Genomic DNA, 16,250 nt, shown 5'->3' on the forward strand with positions numbered 1-16,250 from the left:
CAGCCAATCCGCTCCGTCTATCGACAGAATCGCACGGCTTGCCGCGGCGTTAGTTAGCGACGGAGGTGTCGCCTTCCTCGCGTTCCTGTGCCTGCCTAGTCCACATTTCGGCATAGATACCGCCTCTGCGCAGCAAATCGGCATGGGTGCCCTGCTCGACGACGCGGCCAGCCTCTAGCACGACGATCCGGTCAGCATGAACCACGGTGGAGAGCCGATGGGCGATGACGATGGTTGTGCGGCCCTCTTCAATCGCTTCCAGCGTCGCCTGAATGTCTGCCTCGGTGCGGCTGTCGAGTGCGCTGGTTGCTTCGTCGAGGATCAGAATCGGCGGGTTCTTCACCAGCGTGCGGGCGATCGCCACGCGCTGCTTCTCGCCGCCCGAGAGCTTGAGCCCACGCTCGCCCACGCGCGTGTCGAGCCCGTCGGGCAGCGCCTGGATGAAGTTCGCGATCGAGGCGCCGCGCACCGCCTCGGCGATCTCCTCGGGGGTCGCGCCCTCGCGGCCATAGGCAATGTTGTAGCCGATCGTTTCGTTGAACAGCACGGTATCCTGCGGCACGATGCCGATCGCGGCGCGCAGGCTAGCCTGAGTTACCGCGCGGATATCCTGCCCGTCGATGGTGATGCGGCCGCCGGTCACGTCGTAGAAGCGGTACATCAGCCGGGCGAGCGTCGACTTGCCCGCGCCCGAGGGACCGACCACCGCGACGGTGGCGCCGGCCGGGATGTCGAGATCGATGCCCTTCAAGATCTGGCGATCGGCGTCATAGCCGAACTGCACGCCCTCAAACCGGACATGCCCCTGCCGAATCGCAAGGGGGCGGGCGTCAGCGGCGTCGGTCACTTCGGCATTGGTATCGAGCAGGTCGAACATTGCGCCCATGTCGATCACGCCCTGGCGGATCGTGCGATAGACCCAGCCGAGCATGTCGAGCGGACGGAACAACTGGCTGAGCAGCGTCGACACCAGCACCACGTCGCCCGGGGTGAAGCGCCCGCTCGCCCAGCCGAACACCACCAGGGCCATGCCTGCGGCGAGCATCAGATTGGTGATCACCGCCTGGCCGATGTTGAGCCACGCGAGCGAATTCTCGCTGGTGACGGCGGCGGTCATATAGGCCGACATCGCCTTGTCGTAGCGGGCGCTCTCGCGCGCTTCGGCGTTGAAATATTTGACAGTTTCGAAGTTGAGCAGCGAGTCGACGGCATGCGCGACCGCGCCGGTATCGAGGTCGTTCATCTTTTCGCGCAGCTTCGATCGCCAGTCGGTCACCCAGCGGGTGAAGGCGATGTAGATCACCACCATCGCCAGCGTACCGGCGACCAGCCACATGCCGAAGCGCGTGCCGAAAATGCCGAGTACCATGCCGAGCTCGAGAATAGTCGGCGCGATGTTGAACAGCAGGAAGTAGAGCATCGTGTCGATGCTTTTGGTGCCCCGCTCGACCACCTTGGTAACCGCGCCGGTGCGGCGGTTGAGGTGGAAGCGCAAGCTCAGCTGATGGAGATGGCGGAATACGTCCGAGGCGAGCCGGCGGGTCGCATCCTGCCCCACCCGCTCGAATACCGCGTTGCGCAGATTGTCGAACAGCACCGTGCCCAGCCGCGCGGCGGCATAGCCGGTGACGAGCGCGACGATCAGCCACACCGCGTCGCGCGGGCCCGAGGCCATCCGGTCGATCGCGCCCTGCAGCGCGAAAGGCGCGCCATAGACCTGCACTAGCTTCGAGCACAGCACGAGCAGCAGCGCGAGTACGATCCGCACCCGCAGCCCCGGCGCGTGACGCGGCCAGAGATAGGGCAGGAAGCGCTTCATAGTGCCGAGCATGGGCCGCTCGGGTGCGGAGGACAGTGTTTCGGGAGGCATTGCGCCTAACTTGGGACGCGAAGAGACGCGATGCAACGCCGGGAACAGGCCGGACGTCCGTCCGTTGATTGCGGTAGGAGGTCATTCGCCATGGACCAACTGCTCTACGTACTGGCCATCATGGGCTGCAGCGACGATTCGCAGGCATGCCGCCAGGTTCGCCTGGAACCCACCCGCTATACGTCGCAGGTCGCCTGCCAGGAAGCCATGGAAGGCGCGCTTCGTCGCGCCACCGATGTCGACTATCCTGTCGTGGAGGCGGCGTGTCAGCAACAGGGCGAACGGATGGTGGCGAGAGAGCCGCAGCGGCCGGTGACAGGAGGCTGACCTTTCCCAGCGCTTCGTCATCCCGCAAAGGGGATCTATGGGCGCTGAAGCAAAGGTTCGTTCCCGAGCGTCGCAGCAAATGAATTCCTGCCTTCGCGGGAATTACGATTGTATGGACGGACGCCGGTTCCCGCGGCGCCAACCCTATTCGTGCGAACGGCCGAAATCCGGCCGGGCATCGTCTTGTCCCTGGTCAATGATCGAGCGGCGGATTGCGCGGGTGCGGCTGAACAGGTCGAACAGTTCGTCGCCCTTGCCCCAGCGGATCGCGCGCTGGAGCGCGGTCAGGTCCTCGGTGAAGCGCTGAAGCATATCGAGCACCGCCTCGCGGTTGCTCAGGAACACGTCGCGCCACATCGTCGGATCGGATGCGGCGATCCGGGTGAAATCGCGAAAGCCGCCCGCGGAGTATTTGATCACCTCGGACTGGGTGACTTCCTCCAGGTCCGAAGCGGTGCCGACGATCGTATAGGCGATCAGGTGCGGCAGATGGCTGGTCACCGCCAGCACGCGATCGTGATGCGTCGGCTCCATCGTCTCGACCATCGCGCCCAGGCGCCGCCAGAACTCGCTTACGCGCTCCACCGCCAGCGGATCGCTGCCCTCCGGCGGCGTGACGATGCACCAGCGATGATGGAACAGCGAGGCGAAGCCGGCAGTAGGCCCACTATTCTCCGTGCCCGCCACCGGGTGCGCCGGGATGAAGGTTGCCAACGGCAACGCCGCCCGCACCGCCTCGATCACGCTTTCCTTAGACGAACCGACGTCGCTGACGATCGCGTCCGATGGCAGATCGGAGGCGAATTCCGCCGCCACCGCGCCCATCGCACCCACCGGCACGCACAGGATCACCAGATCGGCGTCGATCACCGCGGTGCCGGCGCTGTCCGCCACGTCGTCGCACAAATCGATCGCCATCGCCGTTTCGCGCACAGACGGATCGGCGTCATAGCCAGTCACGCGCACGCTGGGCATGTGCTGGCGGACCCCCCGGGCGATCGACGAGCCGATCAGCCCCAGCCCGATGATGGTGACACGTGCGAAGGGCAGCATCAGGCGCCGAGCAGCCGGCGCAGCGACGCCGCCACGCCCTGGATCTCGTCCTCGGTGCCGATGGTGATGCGCAGGCCGTGCGGCAGGCCCTGCCCCGGCAGCCAGCGGACGATATAGCCGTCCTCCATCAACTGCTTATAGGCTTGCTCGGCGTTCACCTCGCCCTCGAACAGGACGAGCTGGAAATTCGCCTTGGAAGGCACAGCGCGCACGCCCTTGTTGCCCATGCTCGCAATCTGGTCGGCGAACCAAGCACGCCACTTGGCGTTGTGCGCGCGGCTGTGCTCGACAAAATCCTTGTCGCCAAGTGCCGCGATCGCTGCGCGGCCTGCCCCGATGCTGAACGCGAAGGGCGCGCGGATGCGGTGCATCGCCGCGATGATGTCCGGGTGCGCATAGCCCCAGCCCACCCGCTCGGAAGCGAGCCCGAAGATCTTCGAGAAGGTGCGCGTCACCAGCACGTTGGGCTGGGTGCGGGCGAGATCGAGGCCGCCATCGTCATCCTCGGGCGCCAGATATTCGGTGTACGCCTGGTCGAGCACCAGCAGAACGCTCTTGGGCAGTGCCGCGTGCAGCCGGGCGATTTCCTCGCGCGCTGTGTAGGTGCCGGTCGGGTTGTTCGGATTCGCGAGGAAGACGACCCTGGTCTTTTCGGTCACGCAGGCGAGGATCGCGTCGACGTCGGTCGCATAGTCGCGATCGGGGGCCACCACCGGCGTCGCGCCGACGCGGCGGGCGGCGATATCGTACACCGCGAAGCCGTAGCGGACATAGATGATCTCGTCGCCCACGCCGGCAAAGGCGCCCGCTGCGAGGTGCAGCACCTCGTCCGAGCCGGTGCCGTAGACGATCCGCTCGGGCTCCACCCCGTAATGTGCGCCCAGCGCCTCGCGCAGCGCGACCGCGCCGGCATCGGGATAGCGCTCCAGCTCGGTCGCGGCGGCGGCATAGGCGTCGCGCGCGGCCTGGGGCGTGCCGAACGGATTCTCGTTCGACGAGAGCTTGGCGGCGGGCTTGCCCGAATCGGTGGTGGCGCGGCCCGGGACATAGGGGGCGATGGCCATCACCCAGGGCTTGGGGACGGGTGCGTTCATGCGGCGCGGATTGGCGGAATGGCGGCCGATTGGCAAGCCGTGCGGCGGGGAAGCTTGAACACCGGCCCTACCCGGCTTAACCGCCGGATATGTCCGATGATCCGCGTTTCGGCCTTCGCCGCTCGGTAACGCTGCCGGGGCCGTTGCGCCTCGATGGCGGCGTGCTGTTCTCGCCGGTAGACATCGCCTATGAGACCTATGGCACGCTGAACCCGCAAGCGAGCAACGCCATCCTCGTCTGCCACGCGCTGACCGGCGACCAGCACCTCGCCTCCGAGCATCCCGTCACCGGCAAACCCGGCTGGTGGAGCCGCATGGTAGGTCCCGGCAAGCCGATCGATACAAACCGCTGGTTCGTGGTCTGCTCGAACGTGCTGGGCAGCTGTCTCGGCTCGTCGGGCCCGGCGACGATCAACCCCGCGACCGGCCAGCCCTGGGGCATGCAGTTCCCGGTCATCACCATCCGCGACATGGTCCGCGCGCAAGCCATGCTGCTCGATCATCTCGGCATCGATCGCCTGTTCGCGGTGGTCGGCGGGTCGATGGGCGGCATGCAGGCGCTCAGCTGGGCGGCGACCTTCCCCGAGCGGGTGCGCGCCGCGGTGGTGATCGCATCCGCCGCACGGCATTCGGCGCAGAACATCGCCTTCCACGAAGTCGGTCGCCAGGCGATCATGGCGGACCCGAAGTGGCGCGGCGGCGCCTATTACGAGGCGCAGGATCCCCCCGCCGCCGGCCTCGCCGTCGCCCGGATGGCGGCGCACATCACCTATTTGTCCGAAGCCGGCCTCACCGCAAAGTTCGGCCGCAAGCTGCAAGGTCGCGAAACCAAGACCTTCGGCTTCGACGCCGACTTCCAGGTCGAGAGCTATCTGCGCCACCAGGGGCTGGCCTTCGTCGACCGCTTCGACGCCAACTCCTATCTCTATATCACGCGCGCCTTGGATTACTTCGACTTGGCCGAGGAGCATGGCGGCCTGCTCGCCAACGCCTTCCGCCAATCGCAGGCCCGATTCTGCGTGGTGAGCTTTGATACCGACTGGCTCTACCCCACCGCGGAATCGCGCAGCATCGCCCATGCGCTCAACGCCGCCGGGGCCCCCGCCAGCTTCGTCGAACTCAGCTCGCCCTTCGGCCACGACGCCTTCCTGCTGGAGAGCCCGGAGCTCGACCGCGTGATCGGCGGCTTCCTTGCCGCGGGAGAACGGCCATGACGCTCCGCCCCGACCTCGCGATCATCGCGTCCAATGTGGATCGCGGCGCACGCATCCTCGACGTCGGCTGCGGCGACGGGGCGCTGATGGCGGCGCTGCGCGACGACCGCGGCTGCGATGCGCGCGGCCTCGAGCTGGAGCCGACCAACGTCGCCGCAGCGGTGGGCCGCGGCCTATCGGTGATCCAGGGCGACGCCGATACCGACCTTGCCGACTATCCCGACGACAGCTTCGACTATGCCATCCTCAGCCAGACGCTGCAGACCACCAGGCGGCCCGACTGGGTGCTGGAGCAGCTGCTGCGGATCGGCCGCCATGCCTTCGTGTCGTTCCCCAATTTCGCCCATTGGCGGGTACGCGCCTCGCTGCTGTTCGGGGGGCGGATGCCGGTCACGCGGCTGCTGCCGATCGCCTGGTATGCGACGCCCAACATCCACCATGTCACCGTCGACGATTTCCGCGCGCTGGTGAAGGAACGGGGGATCGCGATCGAGGGCGCCTGGTTCCTCTCGGGTGATCAGCAGACCGGCTCCGGGCTCGCCAATCTGCTCGCCGAACACGCCGTTTTCCTGTTGAGGCACGATCGATGACCGACGTCACCCTGCTCGCCACCCATGCGGCGTACCGCGACGATATCGGCGACCTCGTCACCCGCCGCCCCGTGCCGGGGCCAGGGCTGGAGCGGATCGGCGCCTTCCTGTTCCTCAACCATCACGGGCCGCAGCGCTATCGGGCGAACAATCGCGGCCTCCCCTTCGGCCCGCACCCGCATCGCGGTTTCGAGACAGTGACCTTCATCCTCGAAGGCTCGCTCGCGCACACCGATTCGGCGGGGCATGAAAGCATCATCCGGGCCGGCGGCGTGCAGTGGATGACCGCCGGGCGCGGCATCGTCCACGCCGAGGTCTCGCCGGACGAGTTCAAACGCGACGGCGGGCCGATGGAGATCCTGCAGCTCTGGGTGAACTTGCCCAGCCAACTGAAAATGACCGCGCCGCGTTATGTGGGGCTGCAATCCGATGCTTTTCCCGCCGTGCAGGCCGGGCAGGGCACGACGGTGCACCTCGTCTCCGGGCGCTTCGACGGCCAGACCGGACCAATCGAGTCGCTGACCGGCTTGTTCCTCTGCTGGGCCGAACTGGCGCGGGGCGCCACCCTGAGCTTCGACGGCATCGGCGGGCGGGACCTGTTCCTCTACGCGGTGCGCGGCGGCGTGCGCGTGGGCGAGCGGAGCCTGCCGCAATGGCACCTCGCGAACCTTTCGGCGGGCGACACGCTCACGCTCACTGCCGACGATCCGGCGCTGGTCCTGTTCGGCCACGCCGCGCCGATTGCCGAACCGGTCGTCGCGCATGGCCCGTTCGTGATGAATTCGGTGGAGGAAATCCGCCAAGCCTATGCCGATTATCAGCGCGGCAGCTTTGGCGTAGCGGAGATCGTCGCCGGCTGAGCGACTTGGCTAGGTGCCCTGTCCCCAGTTGACCGTCACGCGGGTGCGGCCGTTCCGCGCGTCGACGACGATCATCAGGCTACGCTCCGCTTCGTCGCCGGCGGCATAGAGGGTTTCCGTCTCGCGACCGAAGCGCAAGCCGGAGGCATTGGCCTGGGCGCGCGACCAGCCGAGTACCTCCTTTGCGCTTGCCCCCGTCTCATAGACAATCGTGCCGCTCACATGACCCTTGGCGATCCCGTCCTCGCTGGCGATGCACTGCGTTATGAGCGCATCGGCATAGATCGGCACGAAATCCGGCCGATTGCTGCAATCCACCGCCGCGGCAACATTCGCCGGCGTGCCCTCCGCCGCAGCGGAGGCGACATTCTGCGCGACCGGATCGTCGGTCGTGCGCTCGCCTCGTCCGCAGGCCGCGAGCAGAAACAGGGCCAAGGCTGCGCCGATGTGGTTCCGCCAGGGATATGCCATGCGCGCCTGCCTTTCGCCCCTGCCGGGGAATGGGTGATGGCGGCAGAACGCACCTGCCGCCCTTTCGGCTCACCCCCGCTGCAACTGTCGCACCGCATGGTCGGCAGCGCGCACCGTCAGCGCCATGAAGGTCAGCGACGGATTCACGCACGAGATCGAGGCCATCTGCGCGCCATCGGTGACGTAGACATTGGGCGCATCGTGCGTGCGGCTAAAGCCGTCGAGCACCGAATTGCGCGGATCCGTGCCCATGCGCGCGCCGCCCATCTCGTGGATCGCATCGCCGGGAACGTGCTCGCCTTCGGAGCTGCGCACGTTGATCAGCCCCGCGGCCTTCAGCATTGCTTCGCCCTGCGCCCGCGCATCCGCCATCATCCGCAGTTCGTTTTCGCGGAAAGTGACGTCGAACCGCATCAGCGGCACCCCGAACCGATCCACCTTGCTCGGATGGAGCGACACGCGGTTATCCTTGTAGGGCAGGCATTCGCCGAATGCGCCCATCGAAAAGCGCCAAGGGCCATAGCGGCGCATGCCGTGCTTCATGGATTCGCCAAAGCCCACCGGTGCCGCCACGTCGCGCCGCGCGCTGCCCTGATAGCCATAGCCGCGCCGGAAGCCCACGCCTTCCTCGCCGCCGACATTGCGGAAGCGCGGAATATAGACGCCTCCGGGACGACGACCATATTCGATCAGATCAGTCATCCCCGGAATCTCGCCTTCCACACCCACGCGGAAGATGTGATCCATCACATAGCGGCCCAGCGTGCCGCTGCTGTCGAAATAGCTGCGGTCGCTGCCTGGCGCGCGGGAGTTCATCAGGATCTGCGTCGATGCCATTGCCGATGCGCAGACGAAGACAAGATCGGCCTGCACCACTTCCGCCTGGCCGCTCTTGGCGTCGACATAGCGGACGCCCGTCGCCCGCTTCTTCACGGGATCATATTCAATGTTGGTGACGACCGCGTCGGACTTCAGCGTCAGACGGCCCGTCGCCCGCGCCGCCGGCAGCGTTACCGCCTGGGTGGAGAAATAAGCGCCGAACGAGCAGCCATTGCCGCACTGGTTGCGCAGCTGGCATTTGGTGCGGCCCTGTTCGGGTTTGTCCTCGGTCAGGTTGGACAGGCGGGTATGGATCAGCTTGCGGCCCGGGAACTGCGCCTCCAGCCGCTGCTTCAGCCATTTCTCGGCGACGTTCATCGGCATTGGCGGCTGGAAGTTGCTGTCCGGCAGATGCGGCAGGTTCTCGCGGGACCCGGAAACGCCGATATAGTCTTCCACCCGCGCATACCATGGGGCGATGTCGTCATAGCCGATCGGCCACACGCCATCGACGCCCTCGCGCTTGTTCGCGTCGAAATCCTCCTGGCTCCAGCGGAAGCTCCAACGGCCCCAGATCAGCGATTTGCCGCCGACGGCGCCGGGACGGATCCAGTAAAATTTGCTCCCCTCGTCATAGGCATAGGGGTTCAGCCGGTCGTTATTGTAGAAGCCCATGCTGCTCGGCTGAACATAGCCGAAGCGCGCGATGAAATAGTCCTTTTCGACCAGCGGTCGGGGCATGGCGTTACGGGCGGGCACCTCGAAGGCAGGCTTGCCGTCATAAGGGTAGCCCTCGCCATGCTCGACCATGCGGCCGCGGTCGAGCATCAGCACGCGCAGCCCTTTTTCGGTCAGTTCCTTGGCGGCGAAACCGCCGCTTACGCCGGAGCCAATGACGATCGCATCGAACCTGTTGGTTGCAGCCATGGTGTTCCCCTCCAGGGATCTTGTTCTTAGAAGCGCAGTGCGCGGAGCGTTTTGAAGCTGGTGGTAATGTCGGGCAAATAGGGCGCGGGCGCCTGATCGTTCTCGACATAGAAGTGGCGCACGCCGGCCCCGGCCTTGCGCTTGAACAGCGCCGCGAAGTCGATCGTGCCGGCGCCTACTGCCGTCATGCTGCGGTCGGGGCGCATGTCCTTCACATGATAGGCATAGATCCGGCTGCCGAGCCGATCGATCAGCGCTGACAGATCCTGTCCGGCGAATTTCGCCCAGTAGAGATCGAGCTCGATCTTCACCAAGGTGGGATCCGTTTCCTTCAGGAACCGCTCGTACAGGCTCACGCCGCCGGGTTGGACGGTGAACTCGAAATCATGGTTGTGATACGCGAAGCCAAGGCCCGCCTTCTTCAGATCGGCGGCGAAGCGGTTGAAGTTGGGTAGCGCCTTCTGCCAGCCTTCTTCGGTACGATGCTCTGCGGTCATGTACGGCAGCACCACCGTATCGGCGCCCAGCGTCTTCGCCCGCGCTACCGACTGCTCGAACTGGCCGAGCAACGCATCATAGCCGACATGGATCGATGGGGAACGCAGGCCGACGCGGTCCATCGTCTGGCGCAGCATCGCGGCATCCATCGCCTCATAGCCACCGCCACCGAATTCGACCTCGCGATAGCCGATGCTTGCGATCGCTTCGAGCGTGGCGGCCGGATCCTTCTGGAAGAGATCGCGCACCGTGTAGAGCTGGATGCCGATCGCCTGGAGGCTGGCGGCGTGCGCCGGCGGCACGACCCGGTCGAGCAGGAGCACGGCCGCAGCGCCGCCGGCGCCTGCGAGCAGAGTACGACGGCTGATCATCATGCGCTGTACACCTTGTTGACCTGAGAATAGGGAAAGGCGCCGTTATATTCGCCGGGCACCGGCAGATATTCGCGCTCCTGCGTGATGCCGATCTCCGACGTGTAATATCCTGCGATCACCATCTGCCGGAATGCATCGAAGAAGGGCTTGCCACCCTGGATCTCGCCGTTCATCGCCAGTGTGAGCAGCGCATCGTGCTGCGCGGGAGTCGCCTTGGTCGCGGCAATCTTATAGTCCTGCTGGCACCGTGCCTCGATTGCGTCGAGGCCGGCCAGGATCGGGATGCGATCATCCGGCGCCGCCCAGTCGGCGAGCAGCTTCTCGATGAACGCAGGAACGCCCGCAGCGATCGCGCCGGGCGTGTCCGTGGTCGGGATCACGCGCTCGCTCAGCGCCGTCATCAACGTCCGCTGGGGAGGGTTGAACACCGCGACGCTGGGCGGGCCGTCGCTGATCAGCTCGGTGGCCGCCACCTGGGCCGCGCGCGCTAGGGGCGCGAACAAGCCCGCACCGAACATGGCGGCAACACCGGCCAGCGCCGTTCTGCGATCGATCATTTGCCTGCTCCCGGAAGGTCTTGCGCGATCGCTGCCTCGGGCAGCGGGCGGACCCAGATGTTGCGGAACGAAACCGGCGAGTCATGGTCCTGCAGCTGGATCGGCAGGGCATCGGCATGCGCCGTATATTCGGCGACGTGGCGCCAGTTGGTGGTGCCGAGCATCGCCTGATGGTTCTGCACCAGCACGCCGTTCAGAAAGGCCGTGATGTACGCCGGTCGCAGCAGCTTGCCATCGGCGGCAAAGCGGGGGCGCTCGAAGACGATATCGTAGCTCTGCCACTCGCCGGGCTTGCGCGACGGGTTCACCAGCGGCGGCTTCCAGCCGTAGACTCCGCCGACGGTGCCGTCGGCGTAGGTGGGGTTCTGATAGCCGTCGAGGATCTGGATCTCGTAGCGCTGCATGAACCAGATGCCGCTATTGCCCCGATCCTGCGAACTCTTAGTCGGCGGGTTGGGCGAACGGAACTCCAGATGGAGCTGGACGTCGCCGAAGCTCCGCTTGGTGATCAGCGCATTCTCGCCGCCGCTGCTGGCGCGCGTGGGAACAGTGAGTACGCCGTTGGCAACCGGCCAAAGCTTGCGCTGGGCCTGCCAGGCATCGAGAGAGCGGCCATCGAACAGCATGATCGCATCCGAAGGCGCGCCGCCGGGCTGGGCGGCGGGAGTCACGACGCTGGGGTACGGCCGATCGCTGTCATGGACGTGCCAGTTCCCGCCAGGCAGGATCGGGGTGTCCTTAAACCCCGGTTTCTCCTGCGCGACCGCCGGGGTGGCGGCAAGTGCCGCCAGTCCGGCAAGCAGCAGGGTGCTGCATCTCGACATCTTTTCTCTCCCCTCAGACGGCGTCGATCGTGCGATAGGCGGCGACCAGCCGCTCTTCGCCTGCGCGCCCCTTGATCGAATTGCCGTGTTCCATCCCGATCACGCCGGCATAGTTCCGCCCGCGCAGCCAGCGGACGATGGTTGCATAGTTGACTTCGCCGCTGCCCGGCTCGTTGCGACCGGGATTGTCGCCGAACTGGATATAGCCGATCTCGTCCCAGCACATGCCGAGCGTCGGGATCAGGTTCCCGGACTGGATCTGCTCATGATAGAGGTCGGCGAGGATCTTGGTGCCCGGGCTGTTCGCCCCGCGCGCCACGGCGTAGCCCTGCGCGATCGTCTGCATATACACGCCGGGATGGTTGGTGCGGGTGTTGAGCGGCTCCATCACCAACGCCATGTTGTGTGGGGCGACAATGTCGCCGGCCCGGCGCATCACGTCGATCACTCGCGCCGTCTGGATGTCGATCGGCACCTTTGGGTCCATGAACCCGGTCACCACCGTCATCCGCGTCGCGTTCAGCCGCTTGGCGACATCGATGGACTTGCGGATATCCGCGAGGAACGCCTCGCGCTCCGCGCCGTCGTTCGCACCGAGGATTGGCCGCGACTGCGACCATTTCGGCATGCTGGCGACGAACACGCCCATCTTCATGCCGCGGCTGGACAGCGCCTTGGCCATCTGGGTCTGCTCGTCGACCGTGCGGCCGGCGGCTTCATTGTCCTCCCAGGCGGTGAACCCCTGGTCCGCGGCGAAGGCGATCTGTTCGATTCGCCCGCCGCGGCTGGCGAAGCTGCCCTCGTGCGGAGCATAGTGCATCGAAAAACGCGCGGCGTTCGATTGGCCGCGCGCGGCGGAGGCGACCAGCGGGGCAGCGGCGGCCCCTACCAAAACGGTGCGGCGCGACACGCTCATTTGCCGCTTGCCGCCTTGAGATAGGCGATGATCTGCGCACGCTTTGCGGCATCGGCCATGCCGATCGGCATTCGCGTACCAGGAACCTTCTTCATCGGCGCGGCCAGGAACTGGTCCAGCGTCGCCGCATCCCATTGCAGCTTCGAATTCTTGAGCGCGGTGGAATAGTTGAAGCCGGGCAGCGAGGCGGCCGGACGGCCGACGACACCGTTGAGGTTGGGGCCGACACCGTTCCTACCGCCCTTTTCGACGGTGTGGCACGCCTTGCACGCCGCGAAGGCCGGGGGGGCTGCGGTCTGTGCCCAGGCGGCCGGGCTGGCCGTCAGCGCCGCAGTCGCGGCAAGCGCCATCCAGAACTTCATTCACGCTCTCCAGAAACGATTTCGGTCCATTTGTGGTCGGCATGCGCGTTGGCGATCATCGCCTCGACGAACGCCATGGTGCGCAGGCCATCCCGCACGCCTGGGCAGCCGCCGCCCTGCTCGCCGCGGATCGCCGCCGCGAAGCCGCGGTACAGATTGGCGAACGCCTCGACATAGCCTTCGGGGTGCCCGGCGGGGGTTCGCAGCAGCAGCTTGGTGCTCGGCCCCAGGCCTGGTCCACCCGCGCGCAGCGTTTCCGCCGGGCGATCGAGCCAGCGTAGGGTGAGCGTGTTCGGCTCCATCTGCGCCCATTCCAGCCCGCCGCGCTCGCCATGGATGCGCAGGCGCAGCCCGTTTTCCTCGCCAGCGGCGACCTGCGTCGCCTTGAGCGTCCCGCGTGCGCCACCGGCAAAGCGAAGCAGCGCACTGACATCGTCGTCGAGCCGGCGGCCCGGCACATGGATCGCGAGTTCGGCAGCCAGCGTTTCGACGCGCAAACCCGAAACATGCTCGGCAAGGTGAAAGGCGTGGGTGCCGATGTCGCCCAGGCAACCGCCCAACCCGGCGCGGGCCGGATCGGTGCGCCATTCGGCCTGCTTGTTGCCTTCAGTGTCTAACGGCGCGCTCAGCCAGCCCTGGATATATTCCACCTGCACGAGCCGGATCGCTCCGAAATCACCGCGAGCGACGCGGGCTCGCGCCTCTTCAACCAGCGGGTAGCCGCTATAGGTGAAGGCGAGACCGAACTGCTTGCCGCTCGCTGTCGCCGCGCCGGCAATGGCGCGGGCCTCGTCGCCGTTCATCGCCATCGGCTTTTCGCAGAAGACGTGAAAGCCGGCGTTCAGCGCAGCAATAGCGACGGGAGCGTGGAGATGGTTGGGGGTGACGATTGCCACCGCATCAATCCGCTCATTTTCCGGCAGCGCCGCTTCGCCCGCGAGCAGTTCGCCATAGGTGGCATAGACCCGCGCCGGATGAAGACCGAGCAGGTCGCCGGTACGCGCATTCTTGCCCGCATCGGTGCTGAACGCGCCCGCCGCCAGTCGCCAGTCACCGTCGAGCGCCGCCGCCATGCGGTGCACGGCGCCGATGAACGCGCCTTCGCCACCGCCGACCATGCCGAGCTTGAGCGGATGCCGGATCATGCCCGCCCACGCTCCAGCCCGAGCAGCGTGCGGATCGCGTCCTTGTCGACGCCACTCGAGGCGAAATCGTCGAACGCACGGCCGGTGACGCGGATGATATGGTCGCGAATGAATGGCGCGCCTTCACGGGCGCCGTCCTCGCTGTTCTTTAGCGCGCATTCCCATTCGATCACCGCCCAGCCGCGATAGCCATATTGGGCGAGCTTGCTGAAGACGCCGACGAAATCGACCTGCCCGTCGCCGGTCGAGCGGAAGCGCCCGGCGCGGTCCGCCCAGCTCTCATAGCCGCCATAGACGCCGCTGCGCCCGGTGGGATTGAACTCGGCATCCTTGACGTGGAAGCACGAGATGCGATCGTGATAGCGATCGATGAAGTCGAGATAGTCGAGCTGTTGCAGCACATAGTGCGACGGATCGAACAGGATACGCGCTCGAGGATGGTTGCCCACCGCCGCCAGGAAGCGCTCCCAGGTCGCGCCGTCGTGGATGTCCTCGCCCGGATGGATTTCGAACGCGCAATCGACGCCGGCATCTTCAAACACGTCGAGAATCGGCAGCCAGCGGCGGGCGAGTTCGGCGAATGCCTCTTCCACCAGCCCGGCCGGGCGCTGCGGCCACGGATAGACATAGGGCCAGGCGAGCGCGCCGGAGAAAGTGGCATGCGCCTTCAACCCCAGCCGGGCGCTGGCGCGCGCGGCGAGCTTAACCTGCTCGACGGCCCAAGCCTGGCGCTCGGCCGGCTTGCCGTGGAGCTCGGCAGGCGCGAAACCGTCGAACAACGTGTCATAGGCCGGGTGCACCGCCACCAGCTGCCCCTGCAGGTGCGTCGACAGCTCGGTCGGCTGGATGCCGAACTTGTCGAGCCGGGCGCGGAGATCGTCGCAATAGGCTTGGCTTTCGGCCGCTTGCTTCACATCGATCAGGCGCGGATCGCACGGGATCTGCACCCCGACATAACCGAGCCCTGCGGCCCATTCGGCCAGATGATCGAGCGTGTCGAACGGCGCCTGGTCGCCGAGGAACTGGGCGAGGAAGATGGCCGGGCCCTGCATCGCGGTCATGCGCGCGCCTCCTTGGCGGGATTTTTGAAGGTGATCTGGAAGAGCAGCGCGATGACCGCTGCCGCGACCGCCGGGTACCACCAGAGCTGGTGCCAGTCGGCCGGCATCGCATTAGCCGGCAGCTGCGCATAGAGCAGTCCGCCGATCTGCGAGCCGAGCAGCATGCCCACGCCATAGGTGAACAGCGTCAGCATCCCCTGCGCCTGAGCATTGACACCCTTCGGCGTTGCGATGGTGCCGGTGTAGATTGCGCCGGCGACGAAAAAGAAATCGTAGCAAACACCGTGAAGCGCAACGCCAAGATAGATCGCCCAGATCCCGCCGGCGCCGTCGCCGATCGCGAACAGGGCATAGCGCAGCGCCCAGGCGATCATGCCGACGAGCAGCAGCGGCTTCACGCCGAAGCGGCGATACAGCCACGGCATCGAGAACATGAAGACCAGTTCGGACATCTGCCCGATCGCCAGCGTGCCGCCGACATTCTCGATCCCCGCCGCACCGATAAAGGGCGAAGCATAGGCATAATACATCGCCAGTGGGATCGAGATCAGCGTGGCGCAGAGCATGAAGACGAGGAAGGAACGGTTGCGCATCAGGCCGAAGGCTTCGGTGCAGAACACCTCGGCAACAAGGCTCTGGCCCTGCGGGGCATCGGGCTGAACGTTCGGCAGAGTGACGCTGTACAGGCCGAGCGCAAGCGACACCACGCCGGCGACCTGGAAGATCTGCGGACTGGCAGAAAGCCCGGCCCAGCCGATGATCAGCCCCGCGACGATCCAGCCGAGCGTGCCGAAGGCGCGGACAAAGGGGAAGCGATCCACGCGTTCGCCGAAGCTCTTGAGCGCAATGGTGTTCGCCAAGCCCACGGTGGGCATGTAGAGGATCATATACCCAAGCAGCAGCCAGACGAAGCTGGCGCCATGTTCCGGCGTGAGCAGCGTCGGCAGCACGAACAGCAGAGCGCCCCCGACGAGGTGCAGCACCACCATCAGCATCTTGGGGCTGAGGAACCGTGCCGCCGCCATGCCGAGCAGGAAAGATCCGACGATCGAGGCAATCGGGCCGACGGAAAAGGCGTTGGCGATCAGGCTACCGACACCCATGGTCTGCATTACCAGGCCCAAGGTTACGTTCCACGCCCCCCAGACGAAGAATTGCATGAACATCAGCGCGCTGAGGCGCCCCGTTAGCAAACCCGATGCCGGGCCTGCGGTGCCCGCACTTGCCCCTTCTGCAGCGACCATGCGCTATCCTCTCCCCGAACGCGGCGTTCCCGCTGTCGAATCGC

Annotated in this window: 17 protein-coding genes; 4 read left to right on the forward strand and 13 right to left on the reverse strand. The window is 66.1% G+C overall.

Annotated elements, in window-relative coordinates; genetic code table 11:
- Positions 1 to 49: 49 nt before the first annotated feature.
- Positions 50 to 1,870: an ABCB family ABC transporter ATP-binding protein/permease gene (locus ACNFJ7_RS11640; protein WP_026009377.1), complete on the reverse strand. Its 1,821-nt coding sequence runs from the start codon at positions 1,868 to 1,870 to the stop codon at positions 50 to 52.
- 90 nt (positions 1,871 to 1,960) lie between these two features.
- On the opposite strand from ACNFJ7_RS11640, the gene ACNFJ7_RS11645 reads away from it, so the two are divergent.
- Positions 1,961 to 2,197, forward strand: coding sequence for a hypothetical protein (locus tag ACNFJ7_RS11645; RefSeq protein WP_019370975.1), 237 nt, complete (start codon positions 1,961 to 1,963; stop codon positions 2,195 to 2,197).
- A 144-nt stretch (positions 2,198 to 2,341) separates the two neighbouring features.
- On the opposite strand, the gene ACNFJ7_RS11650 is transcribed toward ACNFJ7_RS11645, so the two are convergent.
- Together ACNFJ7_RS11650 and hisC are read right to left on the reverse strand one after the other, a co-directional pair.
- Positions 2,342 to 3,250, reverse strand: a complete 909-nt coding sequence (locus ACNFJ7_RS11650; protein WP_019370976.1) for a prephenate/arogenate dehydrogenase family protein — start codon at positions 3,248 to 3,250, stop codon at positions 2,342 to 2,344.
- Positions 3,250 to 4,344 carry a histidinol-phosphate transaminase gene (hisC, locus tag ACNFJ7_RS11655; protein ID WP_019370977.1) on the reverse strand — a complete coding sequence of 365 codons (1,095 nt, stop codon included), beginning with the start codon at positions 4,342 to 4,344 and terminating at the stop codon, positions 3,250 to 3,252. The genes ACNFJ7_RS11650 and hisC overlap by 1 nt, the downstream gene beginning before the upstream one ends.
- Positions 4,345 to 4,433: 89 nt before the next feature.
- Between hisC and metX the strand changes: the two genes are divergently transcribed.
- From metX to ACNFJ7_RS11670, 3 genes are read left to right on the forward strand one after another with little or no spacing between them, the layout of a single operon-like run.
- Positions 4,434 to 5,558, forward strand: a complete 1,125-nt coding sequence (metX, locus tag ACNFJ7_RS11660) for a homoserine O-acetyltransferase MetX (RefSeq protein ID WP_019370978.1) — start codon at positions 4,434 to 4,436, stop codon at positions 5,556 to 5,558.
- On the forward strand, positions 5,555 to 6,148 hold the full coding sequence (metW, locus tag ACNFJ7_RS11665) for a methionine biosynthesis protein MetW (protein ID WP_019370979.1): 594 nt from the start codon (positions 5,555 to 5,557) through the stop codon (positions 6,146 to 6,148). The genes metX and metW overlap by 4 nt, the downstream gene beginning before the upstream one ends.
- Positions 6,145 to 7,008: a pirin family protein gene (locus tag ACNFJ7_RS11670; RefSeq protein WP_019370980.1), complete on the forward strand. Its 864-nt coding sequence runs from the start codon at positions 6,145 to 6,147 to the stop codon at positions 7,006 to 7,008. Before metW ends, ACNFJ7_RS11670 begins: the two co-directional genes overlap by 4 nt.
- Before the next feature lie 9 nt (positions 7,009 to 7,017).
- On the opposite strand, the gene ACNFJ7_RS11675 is transcribed toward ACNFJ7_RS11670, so the two are convergent.
- The 10 genes from ACNFJ7_RS11675 to ACNFJ7_RS11720 all read right to left on the reverse strand — a co-directional run bounded on the left by ACNFJ7_RS11675 (position 7,018) and on the right by ACNFJ7_RS11720 (position 16,128).
- Positions 7,018 to 7,479: a hypothetical protein gene (locus ACNFJ7_RS11675; RefSeq protein ID WP_019370981.1), complete on the reverse strand. Its 462-nt coding sequence runs from the start codon at positions 7,477 to 7,479 to the stop codon at positions 7,018 to 7,020.
- A 69-nt stretch (positions 7,480 to 7,548) separates the two neighbouring features.
- Complete coding sequence (locus ACNFJ7_RS11680; RefSeq protein WP_019370982.1) at positions 7,549 to 9,225, reverse strand: GMC family oxidoreductase; 1,677 nt, start codon at positions 9,223 to 9,225, stop codon at positions 7,549 to 7,551.
- Between the two features lie 26 nt (positions 9,226 to 9,251).
- Positions 9,252 to 10,097: a sugar phosphate isomerase/epimerase family protein gene (locus ACNFJ7_RS11685; RefSeq protein ID WP_019370983.1), complete on the reverse strand. Its 846-nt coding sequence runs from the start codon at positions 10,095 to 10,097 to the stop codon at positions 9,252 to 9,254.
- Positions 10,094 to 10,654 (reverse strand): gluconate 2-dehydrogenase subunit 3 family protein, encoded by a 561-nt coding sequence (locus tag ACNFJ7_RS11690; protein WP_019370984.1) that lies wholly within the window; start codon positions 10,652 to 10,654, stop codon positions 10,094 to 10,096. Before ACNFJ7_RS11690 ends, ACNFJ7_RS11685 begins: the two co-directional genes overlap by 4 nt.
- The gene (locus ACNFJ7_RS11695) at positions 10,651 to 11,478 is read right to left on the reverse strand and encodes a 3-keto-disaccharide hydrolase (RefSeq protein WP_019370985.1); all 828 of its coding nucleotides are present in this window, start codon (positions 11,476 to 11,478) and stop codon (positions 10,651 to 10,653) included. Before ACNFJ7_RS11695 ends, ACNFJ7_RS11690 begins: the two co-directional genes overlap by 4 nt.
- 13 nt (positions 11,479 to 11,491) lie before the next feature.
- Positions 11,492 to 12,394 carry a hydroxypyruvate isomerase family protein gene (locus ACNFJ7_RS11700; protein WP_019370986.1) on the reverse strand — a complete coding sequence of 301 codons (903 nt, stop codon included), beginning with the start codon at positions 12,392 to 12,394 and terminating at the stop codon, positions 11,492 to 11,494.
- Positions 12,391 to 12,756 carry a c-type cytochrome gene (locus tag ACNFJ7_RS11705; protein WP_019370987.1) on the reverse strand — a complete coding sequence of 122 codons (366 nt, stop codon included), beginning with the start codon at positions 12,754 to 12,756 and terminating at the stop codon, positions 12,391 to 12,393. The genes ACNFJ7_RS11700 and ACNFJ7_RS11705 overlap by 4 nt, the downstream gene beginning before the upstream one ends.
- The gene (locus ACNFJ7_RS11710; RefSeq protein ID WP_019370988.1) at positions 12,753 to 13,901 is read right to left on the reverse strand and encodes a Gfo/Idh/MocA family protein; all 1,149 of its coding nucleotides are present in this window, start codon (positions 13,899 to 13,901) and stop codon (positions 12,753 to 12,755) included. The genes ACNFJ7_RS11705 and ACNFJ7_RS11710 overlap by 4 nt, the downstream gene beginning before the upstream one ends.
- Entirely contained in the window at positions 13,898 to 14,962 is a 1,065-nt protein-coding gene (locus ACNFJ7_RS11715; RefSeq protein WP_019370989.1) for a sugar phosphate isomerase/epimerase family protein, read from the reverse strand. The genes ACNFJ7_RS11710 and ACNFJ7_RS11715 overlap by 4 nt, the downstream gene beginning before the upstream one ends.
- A complete protein-coding gene (locus tag ACNFJ7_RS11720) occupies positions 14,959 to 16,128 on the reverse strand; it encodes an MFS transporter (RefSeq protein ID WP_019370990.1) in 1,170 nt (389 codons plus the stop codon). The genes ACNFJ7_RS11715 and ACNFJ7_RS11720 overlap by 4 nt, the downstream gene beginning before the upstream one ends.
- Positions 16,129 to 16,250: the final 122 nt, after the last annotated feature.

This window comes from Sphingomonas sp. HT-1 (assembly GCF_048568905.1).
Classification (GTDB): Bacteria; Pseudomonadota; Alphaproteobacteria; order Sphingomonadales; family Sphingomonadaceae; genus Sphingomonas.